The organism is Bradyrhizobium sp. ARR65, assembly GCF_000472385.1.
In the GTDB taxonomy this organism is placed as follows: Bacteria; Pseudomonadota; Alphaproteobacteria; order Rhizobiales; family Xanthobacteraceae; genus Bradyrhizobium.
Map to the genome: position 1 here is coordinate 107,271 of NZ_AWZU01000018.1, position 15,851 is coordinate 123,121.

Below are 15,851 nucleotides of genomic sequence, written 5' to 3' on the forward strand. Positions count from 1 at the left end.
GTCCTTTAAGCACGGCGCGCGATGCGGCCGCTCTCGACATCGAAAATATCGCTGGCTTCGCCGACGCCACTGAATTGCAGCGGGTCGGCGCCGGTCAACCAGACCTGCGCGCCGAGCTTGGCCAATTCGGCAAACAGCGCACCGCGCCGGTTGGGGTCGAGATGGGCGACCACCTCGTCGAGTAGGAGCAGCGGCACGATGCCGGTGCTTTCGGCAACGAGGGTGGCGTGTGCGAGCACGAGCCCGATCAACAGCGCTTTCTGCTCGCCGGTCGAGGCATCGCGCGCCGGCATGTTTTTCGGCGCATAGATCACCTGGAGATCGGTGAGATGCGGCCCATCCAGCGTGCGGCCTGCGGCGGCGTCGCGGGCGCGGCTGGTGCGTAGAATCTCGCGATAGCGGTCCTCGACGGCGGTTGCGGGTTCGCTGAGCAACGCATTTTCCATCCAGCCGTCCAGCGCGATTTCCGCTGCGGGAAACGCGGAGGCTTGGCCCCGCGTGCGCAGCATCGCTGCCAGTTTCACCGCGGTCTGGCCGCGCGTCGCCGCCACCGCGACGGCGAGTTCCGCAGTCTCGCGCTCGATCGCGTCACACCAATGATCGTCGAAATTGCGCACCTCCAACAGCCGATTGCGCGATCGTAAAGAGCGCTCCAGTGCCGAGACACGGCTGGAATGCTCGCTGTCGATGGCAAGCACCAGCCGATCGAAGAAGCGGCGCCGCTCCGAGGCTGGTCCGACGAACAGGCCGTCCGTCGATGGCGTCAGCCACACCATGCGTAAATGATCACCGAAAGCGTTTGCGGAGCCGACCGGCTCGCGGTCGATCCGACAGCGCCGGCTCGTGCTCTGCCCTTCGCCCTGCTGCGCCTCGATGCCGGTGCCCAGCGTTGCCAGGCCGAGCGCACCCTCGACCTCGGCGGATACCGCCCAGGAGCCGTCACCCTGGTTGTCTGCGATATCCTCCAGCGTCGCGCGGCGCAGGCCCCGGCCCGGTGAAAGAAATGAGATCGCCTCCAGGCAATTGGTCTTGCCAGCGCCGTTGGGGCCGACCAGCACCACCATGTCGGTGCGCGTCTCAAGGCTGGCCGCGCGATAATTGCGGAAATGCGTCAAGGCCAGGCGATGGATGCGGGAAGGGGTCATGTCCGGTGTCATTGCCGGGCTTGACCCGGCAATCCGTCGTCCGCATTAGCGGACAATTTCATCGTAGAGGTCACGCCAGTCGGTATTTTTCGCGACGATCAGATCTATCTTCCACTCGCGGGACCAGTGTTTCATGTTCTTCTCGCGCTGGAGCGCTGCGGTAAAGCGGTCCGCCAGACCCTCGCGATGCTCGTAAACACGCCGGACCAGGTCGTTCGTCACACCGATGTACAGCGTTCCACCGGGTTTTCTTGCGAGGATGTACACCCAGTAAGTCATTTGTTTTGACGGCTGGCCGGGTCAAGCCCGGCCATGACAGGCAAGCGTTCACACTCGCATCGGCATCAGCACGTAGAGCGCGTTCTTGCTATCGCGATCCTGGATCAGGGTTGGTGAACCCGGATCGGCGAGGCGCAACACCGCGACCTCGCCCCCGATCTGTGCGGCGATGTCCAAGAGGTAACGCGAGTTGAAGCCGATATCGAGCGGGTCGGAGGCATACTCGACTTCGAGCTCTTCGGTCGCGCTGCCCGAATCCGGATTGGTGACGCTCAGCACTAGCTTGCCGGAGGATAGTGCAAGCTTCACGGCGCGACCGCGCTCGCTTGAAATCGTCGAGACGCGGTCGACGGCGGCGGCGAAGTCCGCCTTGTCGACCAACAGTTCCTTGTCGTTGTTCTGCGGAATTACGCGCCCGTAGTCGGGGAAGGTGCCGTCGATCAGCTTCGACGTCAGCACTACATTGCCGATGGTGAAGCGGATTTTGCCTTGCGATAATTCAATCCTGACTTCGGCTTCATTGTCCTCGATCAGACGCTGCACCTCGCCGACCGTCTTGCGCGGCACGATCACCCCGGGCATGCCGGCCGCGCCTGCTGCCAGCGGCAGATCGAACTGCGCCAAGCGGTGTCCGTCGGTTGCCACCGCGCGCAGGGTCGCGGCCTGGCCGCTGCCGGCCGTGTGCAAATAGATGCCGTTGAGATAGTACCGGGTCTCCTCGGTCGAGATCGCAAACTGGGTGCGATCGATCAGCCGCTTCACGTCGGCTGCCGCGAGTGAAAAGGAATGCGCCATCTCGCCGGCAGCGAGGTCCGGGAAGTCGCTTTCGGGCAGCGTCTGGAGCGTGAAACGCGACCGCCCGGCGCGAATCGCCAGCACCGCCCGGTCGCTATCGGCCTCCAGCACGATCTGCGCGCCGTCGGGCAGCTTTCGTACGATGTCGTAAAACATGTGCGCGGGAACCGTGGTCGAGCCGCCGGTCGCGCTTTCCGCAGCCAGGGTTTCCGTCACTTCGAGGTCGAGGTCGGTCGCCTTCAGCGAGAGCTGGGTGCTGTCGGCGCGCAGCAGCACATTGCCGAGGATCGGAATGGTGTTGCGGCGCTCGACCACCCGGTGGACGTGGCCCAGGGATTTGAGGAGTTGCGCGCGTTCGACGGTGACCTTCATAGCAATATCCGCCCGATCCGACAGAACATGTCTTTGGGAATGCCGGCGGGCGCAAGGCGCGCCGCGGCTGATGACACCCGTCAAGCCTGAAGCATACGGCTTTCGGGGGGACCGTAAAGTGGCGCGGATGTGGCCCGAGCGCAAGGGATTGCGGGCCTCTTTTCAACGATTTGGCCGGCGCCCACCGAGGCGAGAGAGGATTTACGCCCTTGGTCTAAAGACGAGGGCAGGAAGCGTCCGGGTGCAAAAATTCCGCCCTCCCCGTGCTCGGGAGGGCGGACGCGGCCGCAAGGGATGGGAACGCCGTTATTCCTGGAGCTGCCGCTTCAGCGACTCGACTTCTTCCGAGAGCGTGGTGTCCTTGGCGACCAGCGCCTCGATCTTGCGCACCGCGTGCAGGACGGTCGTGTGGTCGCGTCCGCCGAAGCGGCGGCCGATCTCGGGCAGCGAGCGCAGCGTCAGCGTCTTGGCCAGGTACATCGCGACCTGGCGTGGACGGACCACATTCGCGGTACGGCGCGAGGACAACAGGTCGGAGCGGCTGACATTGTATTGCCGCGCCACCACGCGCTGGATGTCCTCGATCTTGATCCGCTTCGGCTCCTGCGGACGGATCAGATCGCGCACCTCCCGCTCGGCCATGTCGAGCGTCACCGGCTGGTTGTTGAGCTTGGAGTGCGCGAGCAGGCGATTGATTGCGCCTTCGAGATCGCGGCCGTTATGGGTGATGCTGCGGGCGAGATAGTCGAGCACCGGTTCCGGCACGTCGAAGCTTGCATGATGCACGCGCGCCGCCGCGACGCGCGACTTGAGGATGCCGAGGCGCAGCTCTTCTCCGAGCGATCCCATCTCGACGACGAGGCCGCCGGCGAGCCGGGAGCGCACGCGGTCGTCCAGGCTCTCCAGGTCGGATGGCGGACGGTCGGCGGCGATCACGACCTGGCGGCCGGCGTCGATCAGCGCATTCAGCGTGTGGCAGAACTCGGCCTGCGTCGACTTGCCCTGCAGGAACTGCAGGTCATCGATCACGAGCACATCGATGCCGCGCAGCGCTTCCTTGAAGGCGAGCGAGGTCTGCGTCTTCAGCGCCGCGACAAAGCCATACATGAACTTCTCGGCGGTGAGATAAAGCACCTTGCGCTCGCCGCCCGCATTGCCGGCCCAGGTCACGGCCTGCAGCAGATGGGTCTTGCCGAGGCCGACGCCGGCGTGGATGTAGAGCGGGTTGAACATCACGGGATCGCCGCGACGCCCCTCGGCGACCTGACGAGCGGCCGCGTGCGCCAGCGTGTTGGAGCGGCCGACGACAAAGCTCGCAAAGGTCAGGCGCGGATCGAGCGGCGAGCCGCCCAGCGCATCATGGCCGCTAGAGACCGGCGCAGTCGCGGTCGCGCGCAGCTCGACCGCAGGCCGCGCATCGGCACGTTCGGGACGGCGCACCTCCAGTTGAGGTGCGGCTTCCTTGACCGGCGTCGCGCAGCGCACGGCCGAGCGCACGGTGAGGTCGATGCGATGCACTTCCGGCATCTCGGCCTGCCAGGCCGAGAGCACGCGTTCGGCATAATGTGCCTGGATCCAGCTCTTGAGGAAACGGGTTGGAACCGAAAGATGCACGCTCTCGTCCTGCACGCCTTCGAGATCCATCCGCGCGAACCAGCTCGTATAGACGTCCTCTCCGACGCTCGAGCGCAGCCGCCCTTTGACGCGTGACCAGCGTTCTTGTTCCGAATTTGTCATTGTCTGAAAGCTCTTCCGACCCAGTGATGTTCTAATGATGAAACGCCGTGCAGGGAGCCTGCCGCAGCGTGACCTCAAGCGGACCATTCCGCTCCAGAGACAGCTCGACCGTCCGGCGACAAGCGCCGCGTCAGATCAGCGATGGCAAGGAGCGGAAACGTTCCGCGAGGTCAGCAAGTACTCGAAGGGGTGGCCGGGGCCGGTGTCAGAGGCCGCACATTTTCGGCGGCGACATGGAAAATCTTATTCGCGGCAATTGCCATTCGAGCAAATAGAGTGTGGTCTCCGTAAAGCATGCAACCTCCCCGTCCCGCCGCGATTGCTCGCGGCAAGCTGTCATCCCACGTGTGTCCAAAATCGACTGCGTCCGAAACTCAATCGCTCGGCCGCTATGCCAGTTCGCTCAGCCCGTCCAAACTACCACCCGCCCGGGCTGGCTTCCCGCTCTTGCCGGTGTCGTATCTCTCTTGTTGAAGCGAACGAGGCACGAAGACCTCGCCAGAGAAATTTCGACACAGCCATATCGTTGCCCATATCGCTATAGGCCTCGATTCGACAATCGCTTGGAAAGCGTCGCCAACGCGCACACCGCCGCCGATTTGCACGTCCGCCCCGTTTCTAAAACCGCGCTGGTCTCAAGATCGTGGGCGCCGCGAGCAATTTAGAAATACACGATGCGCGGCCGCCCGCAACGCATTTGATTCAACATCGGAGCACCCAAATCCTATTCAACGGTTAACGTGCCCGCACGAGGAGCCCGAGACTCGAAAGCAAGTTTTTGAATCACCGCAGAAAATCGTGCGCGCAAACGGCGCTGTCACAAATTGCGATGTGCTGCAAAAAAAAATTTACAAATCCTTCAAGCAAGAGCCGTCAAAGCGATTTTTCCAAATGCTTGGTCTCGCTATGGGGATAAGTGATTATCGAAACAATGATTTTCGAGTCTCTTTTAGGAGGGTAACTCCCGCGCTGCAGACGCGAAATGCGTCACGTGCTCTTCCATTTTGTTGGCTTGGCGCAGGCATTTCTTGCAACGCGCGCATTTGTTTCAGGTGCGGCAAAAATGCATCAAGTCAAAGCGTGGACGAACGCAACGATGCATCGCTCGCAAGCGGCGTTTTGCAAACGCGATACCAAAAACAAACAGCCCGGCGATGCCGGGCTGTTTGAGAACTGAGCTTCTCGATCAGCTCACTCGTGCAATTGACTCACTTGCCGAGCTTCGCGATCTGCTGCGTAAGCCGCGAGACCTTGCGGCTCGCGTTGTTCTTATGAATGATGTGACGTTGCGCGGCGCGCATCAACTCGGGTTCGGCGCGCGACATCGCCTGCAGCGCTCCATCACGGTCGCCGCGCTTGATCGCGTCCTCGACGCGACGAACGGCGCCGCGCATCTGCGTGCGACGCGACTTGTTGATCGCGGTGCGGCGGGCGATCTTGCGCGTCGCTTTCTTGGCGGAAGTGGTGTTGGCCATGGTCTCAAATATCCTTGCGGTGACTGTTCGCTCTTGATCGTGACATGAGCGCGTCGGCCGCTTGAACCGCGTGATCGACGCTGCTGGTTTTCCCTAAAACGCGTGTCTTTGAGAATGCCGTTGCCGAAGCCGAAACGCTTCAAAGGAGGCCGGCGCTGCCCAAAGAACAGCGGCGGCGGGATTGCGCCCGCCGCCATTGGCGCCTCTTATAGAGGGCGCCTCCCGCAAGGTCAACGCTTTCAGGCCCCGGAAACCGGCCGGATCCCGCCGTAAGAGGGCGATAAGTGACTGATGAGGTTGAATTTCCGCCAATGGCCCGGTAATGGCTGGGACGGCTCCCGAACGGCGTGCCAAAGGCATAGGTGAAGCATGATCCGCGGCTTTTTCCGACTGATAGGGCTGTTGCTGCTGGCCTGCGGGTTCGTCTTCCTGGTCTATGACGGGGCGCGCTGGGTCGCCGACCAGTCATTGCGGTTCACCCAGTTCGGTCAGTTCTGGAACGACATCAACCAGTCCAGCCAGCAGGCGTTCCGGGCCTGGGTCGAGAGCAAGGCGCCCTGGCTCTGGGCCAGCGTCGTCAAGCTTGTGCTGGACCAGCCGGTGTTTGCCGTGCTCGGCGTGCTTGGTATCCTGCTTTTGCTGGTGTTCCGGCCGCGCAAGCCGCTGATCGGCTATGCGCGGGATTGACGCGCCGCCTGTAACGGGACTGCCGGGCGCGGCGTAAGGACATATATGACACATATGACGAGCTCGTAACGAACTCGCGGCTGAGGCGGCCCCGAGCCCAGCCGATGTCTCGCCCCGGAGAAAACCCATGTTGTTCATGCGCAAGACCACAGCAATGCCAAGCGCGGCCGAGGCGCTGCCCGGCCGTGCCACAGCGATCCCGACCGCCACCACTCACTTCGTCAACGGCGAACGCCTCAAGCCGCCGTATCCGGCGCGCCTCGAAAAGGCGATGTTCGGACTTGGCTGCTTCTGGGGCGCGGAACGCAAGTTCTGGGAGCTCGGTGATGGCGTCCATGTGACCGTGGTCGGCTATGCCGGCGGCTATACGCCGAACCCGACCTATGAAGAAGTCTGCTCGGGCCGCACCGGCCACGCCGAAGTGGTGCTGGTGGTGTTCGATCCCAAGAAGATCTCCTACGAGCAGCTTCTGAAGACGTTCTGGGAAAGCCACGATCCGACGCAGGGCATGCGCCAAGGCAACGACATCGGCACCCAGTATCGCAGCGCGATCTACACTTTTGACGACGCGCAACGCAAAGCTGCGGAAGCTTCGAAGGCGGCTTACCAAGGAGCGCTGTCGGCAAAAGGCCTCGGTGCGATCACCACCGAGATTGCGCCCGCTGGCGAATTCTATTTCGCCGAAGATTATCATCAGCAATATCTCGCCAAGAATCCGGCCGGCTATTGCGGGCTCGGCGGCACCGGCGTGTCGTGCCCGATCGGCACAGGCGTCAGCGCCTGACGGTGCCGTGCTGGTGCGTGCTTTCGCCTCGTGCGAGGCGGCGCACCGCCGACATTCGCGTGAGAACCGTTTGTTAACCATAACCGGTGCATGACTTAAGCCGTCTCCGCTTTGGGATGGCTTAAGGTGCAGGTCGTGCACGCGTTTCGATTTCCGATCATTGCCGCCACGTTCGCTCTTGGCCTGACGACCGGTGCCCCCGTCGCGGTCGCCCAGGCGCGCAACGATCTCGACTACATGGCCTACGGGCGGCCTCATGAGGGCTACAACAGCCATGCTGCCGCACCGCCCTCTGCCGCCGATTCCGGCGGTGCGATCGCGGCCTTGCGCAGGGCCTTTGCCGCCGCGTCCCGTCCGACCTATTCGGCGCCGCCTGCCAATTCCTCGCAGTCCGCATACACGCCGCCGCCCGCCCGGTCGTCGCCGCCGGCTTCCGCGCAGTTGTCGGCCTATGACGCCTATGCTGCCGCACCGATGCCGACGCGTTACGACACGGCCTATCGGCTCGATGCGGGCGACAAGCTCCGCGTCGTGGTCTATGGCCAGGATGGTCTCACCAACACCTATGCCATCGATGCCGGTGGCTCCATCACCATGCCGCTGATCGGTGCCGTCAGCGCGCGCGGCCGCACCCCTGCTGAACTCGCTTCCGCCATCACCGCCAAATTGCGTAACGGCTATCTTCGCGAGCCGTCCGTGGCCGTGGAGATCGAATCCTACCGTCCGTTCTTCATCCTGGGCGAAGTCGCAGCTCCCGGACAATACCCTTACGTGCCCAATATGACGATCGAGAGCGCGGTCGCCATTGCCGGCGGATTTTCACCGCGCGCCAAGCGCGATGAGGTCACGCTGACCCACACCGACGCATCCGGCACCGCGCGCTACACGGTGCCGCTTGGAACACCTGTTTCGCCTGGCGACACGGTCCAGGTCGGCGAACGCTGGTTCTGATTTTTTGCACCGTCATTCCGGCCGTGCGCGTAAGCAGGCGAACTCTGATGTGCAATTCGCATATCTGAGAATCTTGAGATTGCTGGTTCGGTGCCGACGCATCGACCCGGACGACGGTGCCTAAAATTGTAACGGTGGCGTGAGGCCCGCCTTCATCATTCCTATTAAGGCACGCGGAACGCATTGCTCGGTAAGGTTTTGCTGTCATCGCCAACCAGCCCCTTGGGGGATCAATGACAGCCCTTGCCAAACAGTCTTCGTTCAAGCGGTGCTTCCTGCTTGCATCGGATCACGTCGACCGGAGCAGTGAGCTTGCCCATATCCTGCAGTCGGTCGGCGAAGTCGACACCATCTCGACGTCGGATATCCCCGAGCGGCCTGCGAGTCATATCTCCGGCATTGTCGTCGACATCAATCTGCGGTCGGCGGAGGCCGTGCAGCGCGTGCGCAACAAGCTGCGTGGCGAGGCGTACCGCTCGATGCCGCGGCTGTTCGTTCTCTCCGATGCCTTGCATCACGCCGCGATGCAGGCCTGGGCGCTGGGCGCGACCGATACCATCGCGCGGCCGTTCAAGGCCAACGATATCCTGCAGCGGATCCGCAGCGCGTTTCCCGACAGCGAAGACTTCGACGCGACCGATCGCGGCAAGATGTTGAATCGCGGCATTGCCGCGGCCCATGCGGTGATTGCGAAGATCTTCGAACGGTTGCCGGCCGGTGTGCCCTTGAGTTTCGACGACGTGCTCGAGTCCGAAACCAAGATTCTGAGAGCCATCAAGCACTCGTCCTTGCGCGAATGGCTGACCACAGTGGGCTGCCATCACACCGGCACTTACCGCCATTGCCTGTTCGTCACCGGCTTTGCGGTGGCGTTCGCGCAGCATCTTGGCATGCGCGAGGACGATCAGCGCCGCCTGACCCGTGCGGCGCTGCTGCACGACGTCGGCAAGGCCTTCATTCCCGTCGCCATCCTGGACAAGCCGGGCAAGCTGACCGAAGAGGAGATCATCGAGATCCGCCAACATCCGCGCCGCGGCTATGAGGCCCTCGCGAACCAGGGTGGCTTCCCGCGCGAAATGCTCGATGTGGTGTTGCATCATCACGAGCTGTTGGACGGCAGCGGCTATCCCAACGGCCTGCGCGGCGAGGAAATCAGCGACATAGTCCGGCTGACCACGATCGTCGATATTTATACCGCGCTGGTGGAACAACGCGCCTATCGCATGCCCTTCACCTATGCCCGCGCCTTCTCGGTGATGGAGAACATGGGCGCCAAGCTCGACCAGCAACTGCTGCAGGCGTTTCGACCTGTGGCGTTCGGGGCGTATTGATACCCGCCATTCCGGGGCGCTCGTAAAGCGAGCCAACCCGGAATCAAGAGTTGTAGCGTGAGATTCGGGGTTCGAAGCTATCGCATCGCCCCGGAGTCACGGCGGCTAGTCCAACAGCTTCCTTAATTCCGCCTTCGCCACTTTCTCCAGCGTCGAGCGGGGCAGTTCGTCGACAAAGCGGATCTCGCGCGGCTGCTTGAAATCGGCAAGCGCGCTGCGACAGGCCGCCACGATGTTGCCATGCAGGTCCTGCGGCAGCTTGTCGACGCCGCTTTGGGGAATGATGAAGACGACCGGCACCTCCTCAAGCATCGCGTGCTTCTTGGCCACCACCGCGGCCTCGCGCACGCCGGGAACGAGCGCGATGACCTGTTCGATTTCGGAGGCCGCGACATTCTCGCCGCCGACCTTCAGCATGTCCTTGGCGCGATCGCCGAACCTGATGAAGCCGTTCTCCAGAAGCGTGACGCGATCGCCGGTGATAAAATAGCCGTGCTCGTCAAAGCTCCCGCGCGTGGCTTTCTCGTTGTAGAGATATTCCTTGAACAGGGATAGGCCGGGCACTCCCTTGATGGAGAGATTGCCGGTGCCGCCGACCTCCGTGGGCCGGCCGTCATCATCGGTGACGCGGATGGAATATTCCGTGGCCGCGCGGCCCATCGACATCGGCGCATTGGGCTGATCGACCTCGCCGACGATGCCGTGGGTGATGGTCTCGGTCATGCCCCACCAGCCGATGATCTTGACGCCGAAAGCGGCAAAGGCTGGTGGTTCGCAGACCGCCGTGCCCCAGAGACGGAATTTGTGATCTCTCGGAGTCTCGTGCTCGAGCAGCGCCTTCATGCAGAAAGGAATCGTCGAGGTCCAGGTGCAGCCATGCTGCTTGGCCACGCGCCAGAACCGGCTTGCCGAAAATCGCGGCTGGATCACGCAGGAGCCGCCCACCCACAACGTCGCCAGCATGGAATAGGCCAGCGCATTTGTGTGAAACAGCGGCAAGTAAGTCTGGTGCACGTCGCTCGCATGCAGGTCCTCATGCGCGGCATTGACCTTGGCGCCCCAGAGTGCATTGGCATGGGTCCATAGCACCGCTTTCGGCCGCGAGGTCGTGCCGGACGTATACTGGACGCTGCAGGGCGCCGCCGGATCGGCGGCGCGACGCGGCCTGTCCATGCTGTCGCCGAACAGAGCCTCGAAGGAATTTTCGCGCGGCGGAACGTGCGCCGGCGCGGCGCCGGCGTCGTGCGAAATCACGGCCATCCAGCGCAGATCCTTACAATGGGCTGCGATCATCTCGGCATAAGCGGGTTGGGTGATGGCGGCGGCCGCGCCGCAATGATTTGCAAAATAGTCCATCTCGGCGCCGGCTGAGCGGGTGTTGGTGGTCACCGCGATGGCTCCGAGCTCGGCGCAGGCAAACCAGGCCAGCATCGCTTCGATGCAATTATCCAGATGGATCAGCACGAAATCGCCGCGTTTGATGCCGCGCTTGACGAGCCCCGCGGCCAGCGCGCCGACCCGCTCGTGAAATTCGCCATAAGACCATTCCTGCGCCGGAGCATCGAACGGCGCCCAGATCAGGAACGGGTGTTCGCGGCGATTCTCGCTGCGCAGCTTGAGTAGCCAGGGCACATCCAGCCCCGCGAACGGGCCGACCACGCCCGGTGCCGCCTGAGAATTCGTCATGCTTCCTCCCGCGCAGCCTTTGCCGGCTGCGTTTTCGTAGGAGTGTTTCTGCCACCGGATAAGGCGCTGCGCAAATGCTGCGCTGCCTCCGCCCTCATGGCCGGGCTTGACCCGGCCATCCACGTCCCGCTGCGGATCCGATGGGACGTGGATGCCCGGGCCTTCGCCTCGCGGAAGAGGCGTCGGCCTCGCAGGCGGAACAAGCCCGGGCATGACGAGCCGCTGGTGTGTCGTCGAGTGTGCTAACCGGCTCCATCCGCGTAGGACGAAATCTCGATCAGGCTGCCGTCGGGATCGCGGCAATAGACCGAGCGCAACGTGCCGCGTGCGCCTTGCCTGGCCACCGGTCCCTCCTCGATGGCAACGCCATTCGCCTTGAGATGCGCGACCACCTCGTCCGGGTTGCTCGTGGTGAGAAAGCACAAATCCTCGCTGCCCGGCGTCTCGTGGTCGGCGGTGAACCACTCGACCTTGTCTGCGTCCTTAGGCCGCACATTGATCTTCTGATCGCCAAACACCAGTGACGTCCGTTTCGGCTTGCCCTCGCCGGGATCGAACATCTTCACCTCCATGCCGAGGATTTTCTGGTACCACGCGACCGAGCGCGCGACGTCGGCCACATTGATCACGAGATGATCGAGCGCATGGACTTTCACTGACATGGCTTATCCTTTCGTCGCGCCGTCTTGGGCGCGCTGGCCGCAGGGCGGCCTCTTTGTTACAACGCCAGCCGCTTTTGGTTCAACGACAACAAACAGGGGAGAAATGCGATGCTTTCACGCCGCGATGCGATCGTAGCCTTTTCCATCGGCCTGCCGGCACTGGTGGCCTCGACAAGGCGCGGAGCCGCGGCGCTGGAATATCCGACCCGGCCGGTACGCTTCGTGGTGGGCTATCCCCCCGGCGGCGCCACCGATATCCTGGCGCGGCTGGTTGGGCAGCGGCTGTCGGAAAGGCTCGGCCAGCAATTCGTGATCGAGAACAAGCCGGGCGCGGGGAACAACATCGCCACCGAGGCGGTGGTGAACGCGGAAGGCGACGGCTACACGGTCCTGCTGGTCAATCCCGCGAACTACATCAACGCGACGCTCTACGCCAATCTCAAGTTCAATTTCGTCCGCGATATCGTCGCGGTGGCGTCCTTCAACCGTGTGCCGAACGTGATGACGGTCAACAAGGACGTGCCGGCCAAGAACGTCGCCGAATTCATCGCATATCTGAAGGACAATCCCGGCAAGATCAACATGGCCTCGTCAGGTAACGGCACCTCCGTGCATCTGTCGGGGGAAATGTTCATGGCGATGACCGGCACCAAGATGCAGCACGTGCCCTATCGCGGCGCGGCACCGGCGATCACCGACATGTTGGGCGGCCAGGTGCAGGTGATCTTCGATAACATGCCCTCTATCATCCAGCATATCCGCTCGGGTGCACTGCGTGCGCTTGGCGTGACGACGGCGGAGCGGTCGCCGCAATTGCCCGACGTGCAGGCCATCGCCGAAACCGTTCCGGGCTATGAGGCGAGCGCGCTGTTCGGCATGGGTGCGCCGAAGAACGCGCCGAAGGACGTCATCGCCAGGCTCAACACCGAGATCAATGCGATCCTGGCCGAACCCGACATGCGCAAGCGTCTGGTCGAGCTCGGCGGCGAGCCGTTGATCCAGTCGCCGGATGCCTTTGGCGAGCAGATCAAGGCCGAGACGGAGAAGTGGAAAGAAGTGGTCGAATTCGCCGGGCTCAAGGTGGAGTGAACGCAGGAATCGCCGCCGATCTGGTAAGGTTGCATCTGACGTACCGTTCCCACCAGCGCGGAGGAAACGCATCATGCGCAAATTCGGTTTTGCCGTCGCGACGGTGCTCGCGGCGGGTTTTGCGACCTTGGCAAACCCGGCGCCCACGAAGGCCGCCTATGATTATCCCTGGTGCATCCAGGGTCGCGGCTGGGGCTATCCCGGCGAGTGCTCGTATCAGACGTATGAGCAGTGCATGGCGAGCGCGTCGGGCCGCAACGTCTATTGCGGCATCAATCCGCGCGTCGCTTTCGACCGTGCGCGCCGGGGTCCACCGCCTTATCGTGCGCCGTATCCGCAATGGTGAACCGATCGCCGCTCGCCGCGGCCTTTGGTCCGCGGCGAGCATCAGCCTCGCAGCCTATCGTTTCGCCTCAACTGGCTGCTTGCCGCCGGTGCATGTGATCAGCAGCGTGTAGGCGCGGGCATTGCCGGCGATCTCGGGAGTCTTGAGTTCGCCTTTGGGCTCGGCGGTCTCGTACGGTACGACGCTGTTGTCGAGAAAATCGCGGATCGCGCCGGTCTTGATGGCGAAATTGACATTCTCCGGAATGCTGCCGGTGGCCCGGACGATCGCAACGGCATTGAGCTTCTCCGAAACCACGCCGACAATCAGCCCGCTGGTATCAAGCAGCGGACCTCCGCTGTTGCCAGGCTGAACCGCAGCGCTGATCTGGAGATAGCGCGAGTCGTTCAGGATGCCGCTGAGCGAGCTCACGATGCCTGTGGTGACCGTGAAATCCGATGTGAGCAGGCCGTGAAAGGGATAGCCGATCGCAACCACGGAATCGCCGGAGCGAATCGAGCGATCGCGGATCTTGGCAAAGTCCTTGAAAGAGGTGGTCGGTCCCTGCAGCAGCGCGAGGTCGTTGTTCGCGTCGCTGGAGACGACGCGTAGCGTGGTCGCCGGCTGACCGCTGAGATTGCCGCGAATATCCGTGCAGCCGTCGATCACATGATAATTGGTGACGATGTGGCCATTGGCGCTGATCACAAAGCCAGTGCCGCTACTACTCACGCTCTTCGAAGCCTTCGGCGCGGCCGGCGCGGCGTTCGGCGCCTCGCTCGCCGAGGCCGTTTTTGGCGCGGCGAGTTTCGAAAAGTCCCCGGCGCTGTTCAGCCCTTGCGCTTTGACCCTGGTGACACAAGTTGCAATGGCGTTGAGCAGGGGGCCGGTCGAGGTCAGGTTGAATTGCAACGTTGTCTTTCCAGCCTGCGCGACCATGAGGCTGGCCCGCTGAAAGGCACGCGCGACGTTTGGCGGCAGAATCGCCGTCAGCATGACGTTCGAATTCGCCGTCGCAAACAGCCGTGCTCCGGCCTGACCATCAAAAGTGACGTCGATCGGCAGCGTTTCGCCCTTGTTCAAGTGGAAGTCGGGACTGGCGAAGCTGAGCAGCCAGGCATTGGCGGCGTTCTGGCCGACCACGAGGCTCACGCCGCTGGCATAAGACGTCGTCGCCGCGCAGTGCGAGAAGGCGCCCGTGCTGTCGTCGCTGAAGGCGCCGCCGATCCAGTTCCCGACATGGATCGACCCGAATGGTCCGGCGGCTATTGCAGAAGACGCGATTGCAATTTGTAGTGAACAGGCAAGCAATAACTTTCTCAGCATACAATGGCCCCAGCGCACCCCAAGTCTTTCCCGGAACATTCTATGTGTGAGTTGCGCCGGAAGCAATCAGGAGTAGCATGCGGTCTGCCGGCAGGTTCGTATGTTCGCGGCCCGGGCGTTGTCATCCATCCGCCGCAAACAGCGGCTTGCCTTTAACTTTGCGATTCCGTATACTTTGCGATGCAAAGTGAGGTGAGCGATGCGCGATCTCGACAAGGCGCTGGCCGACATCATCACGATCCGCAGCCAGATTGCGGCAGGCACCGCGTTCCGCGGCTATGGCCCGGCCGCCATTGCCGCGACCGGCGGCGTGGCGTTGATGACGGCGATCCTGCAATATCTCTGGCTCGATGATCCGACCGGCCATCCGCTCACCTTTTTGTTCGGCTGGGCCGTCGCGGCGGCGCTATCGGCACTGATGATCTGGATCGAAATGCAGGCGCGGTCGCGCAGGCATCATTCGGGCCTTGCGGATGCAATGATTCATCAGGCGCTTGAGCAGTTTCTGCCGTCAGGAATCGCGGGCGTGCTGCTCGCGGTCGTCCTGGGAAAGTTCGCGCCGGAGGCCCTGTGGATGCTTCCGGGTCTGTGGCAGGTGCTGGTAAGTCTCGGCGTCTTTGCGTCCGTCCGCTCCCTGCCGCGCACCGTCGCCTTCGCGGGCGGTTGGTATTTCGCCGCGGGTTTCGTCGTCCTGGTGCTGGCGAGCCAAAATCACGCGCTGTCGCCGTGGACGATGGGCCTGCCCTTCGTCATCGGACAGTGGCTGATGGCGGCCATTTTGTATTTTGCTTCGGGGGAAACCGATGCCGAAGACTGACGCCAACCACGCGCCGTTTGCCTATGACGGCCTCGACCGGGTGATCCACGAGAAGTCGAGGCTTGGGCTGATGACCTCGCTGATGGCCCATCCCAAGGGCCTGGCCTTTGCCGATCTCAAGCAGCTCTGCGGGTTGACGGACGGCAATCTGTCCCGCCATCTGCAGGTGCTGCAGGAGGCGGGATTGGTCGAGGTCACCAAAGGTTATGAGGGCAACCGCCCGCATACCTCCTGCCGCCTCACCAAGGCCGGCCGCCGCCGCTTTCTCGATTATCTCGCCGTTCTCGAAGGGCTGGTGCGCGACGCTGCGAAGGCTGCCGGCAAGGAAGCGTCGACGCTGTCCCGGCTCGGCATGCTGCCGACCTGATTTCGATTTTTTTGCAGGGGAGC

At 62.9% G+C, this 15,851-nt stretch carries 17 protein-coding genes; 9 read left to right on the plus strand and 8 right to left on the minus strand.

From position 1 onward, the window contains the following. Nucleotides 1-5 precede the first annotated feature (5 nt). From recF to dnaA, 4 genes are all read right to left on the minus strand, one after another. Nucleotides 6-1,145 carry a DNA replication/repair protein RecF gene (gene recF, locus F758_RS0120500; protein WP_024509632.1) on the minus strand — a complete coding sequence of 380 codons (1,140 nt, stop codon included), beginning with the start codon at nt 1,143-1,145 and terminating at the stop codon, nt 6-8. Nucleotides 1,146-1,190: 45 nt separating this feature from the next. Then, a complete protein-coding gene (locus F758_RS0120505; RefSeq protein WP_024509633.1) occupies nt 1,191-1,424 on the minus strand; it encodes a GIY-YIG nuclease family protein in 234 nt (77 codons plus the stop codon). 48 nt (nt 1,425-1,472) lie between these two features. Further along, complete coding sequence (gene dnaN, locus F758_RS0120510; protein ID WP_024509634.1) at nt 1,473-2,591, minus strand: DNA polymerase III subunit beta; 1,119 nt, start codon at nt 2,589-2,591, stop codon at nt 1,473-1,475. A gap of 306 nt (nt 2,592-2,897) precedes the next feature. Further along, nucleotides 2,898-4,328, minus strand: a complete 1,431-nt coding sequence (gene dnaA, locus F758_RS0120515; protein ID WP_024509635.1) for a chromosomal replication initiator protein DnaA — start codon at nt 4,326-4,328, stop codon at nt 2,898-2,900. 982 nt (nt 4,329-5,310) lie between these two features. Here dnaA and F758_RS0120520 point away from each other — a divergent pair. After that, a complete protein-coding gene (locus F758_RS0120520; protein ID WP_024509636.1) occupies nt 5,311-5,505 on the plus strand; it encodes a hypothetical protein in 195 nt (64 codons plus the stop codon). Nucleotides 5,506-5,536: 31 nt separating this feature from the next. Here the strand turns inward: F758_RS0120520 and rpsT are convergent, their stop codons facing one another. Beyond that, complete coding sequence (gene rpsT / locus F758_RS0120525) at nt 5,537-5,803, minus strand: 30S ribosomal protein S20 (RefSeq protein WP_024509637.1); 267 nt, start codon at nt 5,801-5,803, stop codon at nt 5,537-5,539. Between the two features lie 369 nt (nt 5,804-6,172). Here rpsT and F758_RS0120530 point away from each other — a divergent pair, with 369 nt between their 5' ends. The 4 genes from F758_RS0120530 (at nt 6,173) to F758_RS0120545 (ending at nt 9,556) form a co-directional block, all read left to right on the plus strand. Beyond that, a complete protein-coding gene (locus F758_RS0120530; protein WP_024509638.1) occupies nt 6,173-6,490 on the plus strand; it encodes a hypothetical protein in 318 nt (105 codons plus the stop codon). Nucleotides 6,491-6,617: 127 nt separating this feature from the next. Then, nucleotides 6,618-7,274, plus strand: coding sequence for a peptide-methionine (S)-S-oxide reductase MsrA (gene msrA, locus F758_RS0120535; RefSeq protein WP_024509639.1), 657 nt, complete (start codon nt 6,618-6,620; stop codon nt 7,272-7,274). A gap of 135 nt (nt 7,275-7,409) precedes the next feature. Next, the gene (locus F758_RS0120540; protein ID WP_024509640.1) at nt 7,410-8,225 is read left to right on the plus strand and encodes a polysaccharide biosynthesis/export family protein; all 816 of its coding nucleotides are present in this window, start codon (nt 7,410-7,412) and stop codon (nt 8,223-8,225) included. A gap of 233 nt (nt 8,226-8,458) precedes the next feature. After that, on the plus strand, nt 8,459-9,556 hold the full coding sequence (locus F758_RS0120545; protein WP_024509641.1) for an HD-GYP domain-containing protein: 1,098 nt from the start codon (nt 8,459-8,461) through the stop codon (nt 9,554-9,556). A 105-nt stretch (nt 9,557-9,661) separates the two neighbouring features. Here F758_RS0120545 and F758_RS0120550 read toward each other — a convergent pair whose 3' ends face one another. Together F758_RS0120550 and F758_RS0120555 are read right to left on the minus strand one after the other, a co-directional pair. After that, the gene (locus tag F758_RS0120550; RefSeq protein ID WP_024509642.1) at nt 9,662-11,242 is read right to left on the minus strand and encodes an AMP-binding protein; all 1,581 of its coding nucleotides are present in this window, start codon (nt 11,240-11,242) and stop codon (nt 9,662-9,664) included. A gap of 242 nt (nt 11,243-11,484) precedes the next feature. Beyond that, nucleotides 11,485-11,904 carry a VOC family protein gene (locus F758_RS0120555; protein ID WP_024509643.1) on the minus strand — a complete coding sequence of 140 codons (420 nt, stop codon included), beginning with the start codon at nt 11,902-11,904 and terminating at the stop codon, nt 11,485-11,487. A gap of 108 nt (nt 11,905-12,012) precedes the next feature. Between F758_RS0120555 and F758_RS0120560 the strand changes: the two genes are divergently transcribed. After that, nucleotides 12,013-12,993 carry a Bug family tripartite tricarboxylate transporter substrate binding protein gene (locus tag F758_RS0120560; RefSeq protein WP_024509644.1) on the plus strand — a complete coding sequence of 327 codons (981 nt, stop codon included), beginning with the start codon at nt 12,013-12,015 and terminating at the stop codon, nt 12,991-12,993. Between the two features lie 73 nt (nt 12,994-13,066). After that, entirely contained in the window at nt 13,067-13,339 is a 273-nt protein-coding gene (locus F758_RS0120565) for a DUF3551 domain-containing protein (protein WP_024509645.1), read from the plus strand. 54 nt (nt 13,340-13,393) lie between these two features. Here the strand turns inward: F758_RS0120565 and F758_RS0120570 are convergent, their stop codons facing one another. Further along, nucleotides 13,394-14,644 carry a S1C family serine protease gene (locus tag F758_RS0120570; RefSeq protein ID WP_024509646.1) on the minus strand — a complete coding sequence of 417 codons (1,251 nt, stop codon included), beginning with the start codon at nt 14,642-14,644 and terminating at the stop codon, nt 13,394-13,396. A gap of 199 nt (nt 14,645-14,843) precedes the next feature. On the opposite strand from F758_RS0120570, the gene F758_RS0120575 reads away from it, so the two are divergent. Both F758_RS0120575 and F758_RS0120580 read left to right on the plus strand, forming a co-directional pair. Further along, entirely contained in the window at nt 14,844-15,461 is a 618-nt protein-coding gene (locus F758_RS0120575; RefSeq protein ID WP_024509647.1) for a hypothetical protein, read from the plus strand. After that, nucleotides 15,448-15,828 carry a winged helix-turn-helix domain-containing protein gene (locus F758_RS0120580; RefSeq protein ID WP_024509648.1) on the plus strand — a complete coding sequence of 127 codons (381 nt, stop codon included), beginning with the start codon at nt 15,448-15,450 and terminating at the stop codon, nt 15,826-15,828. Before F758_RS0120575 ends, F758_RS0120580 begins: the two co-directional genes overlap by 14 nt. Nucleotides 15,829-15,851 lie beyond the last annotated feature (23 nt).

Bases quoted from the DNA above. Each gene is read 5' to 3' on its own strand.
- recF (WP_024509632.1), bottom strand. From the start codon at position 1,145: ATGACCCCTTCCCGCATCCATCGCCTGGCCTTGACGCATTTCCGCAAT.
- F758_RS0120505 (WP_024509633.1), bottom strand. From the start codon at position 1,424: ATGACTTACTGGGTGTACATCCTCGCAAGAAAACCCGGTGGAACGCTG.
- dnaN (WP_024509634.1), bottom strand. From the start codon at position 2,591: ATGAAGGTCACCGTCGAACGCGCGCAACTCCTCAAATCCCTGGGCCAC.
- dnaA (WP_024509635.1), bottom strand. From the start codon at position 4,328: ATGACAAATTCGGAACAAGAACGCTGGTCACGCGTCAAAGGGCGGCTG.
- F758_RS0120520 (WP_024509636.1), top strand. From the start codon at position 5,311: ATGCGTCACGTGCTCTTCCATTTTGTTGGCTTGGCGCAGGCATTTCTT.
- rpsT (WP_024509637.1), bottom strand. From the start codon at position 5,803: ATGGCCAACACCACTTCCGCCAAGAAAGCGACGCGCAAGATCGCCCGC.
- F758_RS0120530 (WP_024509638.1), top strand. From the start codon at position 6,173: ATGATCCGCGGCTTTTTCCGACTGATAGGGCTGTTGCTGCTGGCCTGC.
- msrA (WP_024509639.1), top strand. From the start codon at position 6,618: ATGTTGTTCATGCGCAAGACCACAGCAATGCCAAGCGCGGCCGAGGCG.
- F758_RS0120545 (WP_024509641.1), top strand. From the start codon at position 8,459: ATGACAGCCCTTGCCAAACAGTCTTCGTTCAAGCGGTGCTTCCTGCTT.
- F758_RS0120550 (WP_024509642.1), bottom strand. From the start codon at position 11,242: ATGACGAATTCTCAGGCGGCACCGGGCGTGGTCGGCCCGTTCGCGGGG.
- F758_RS0120555 (WP_024509643.1), bottom strand. From the start codon at position 11,904: ATGTCAGTGAAAGTCCATGCGCTCGATCATCTCGTGATCAATGTGGCC.
- F758_RS0120560 (WP_024509644.1), top strand. From the start codon at position 12,013: ATGCTTTCACGCCGCGATGCGATCGTAGCCTTTTCCATCGGCCTGCCG.
- F758_RS0120565 (WP_024509645.1), top strand. From the start codon at position 13,067: ATGCGCAAATTCGGTTTTGCCGTCGCGACGGTGCTCGCGGCGGGTTTT.
- F758_RS0120570 (WP_024509646.1), bottom strand. From the start codon at position 14,644: ATGCTGAGAAAGTTATTGCTTGCCTGTTCACTACAAATTGCAATCGCG.
- F758_RS0120575 (WP_024509647.1), top strand. From the start codon at position 14,844: ATGCGCGATCTCGACAAGGCGCTGGCCGACATCATCACGATCCGCAGC.
- F758_RS0120580 (WP_024509648.1), top strand. From the start codon at position 15,448: ATGCCGAAGACTGACGCCAACCACGCGCCGTTTGCCTATGACGGCCTC.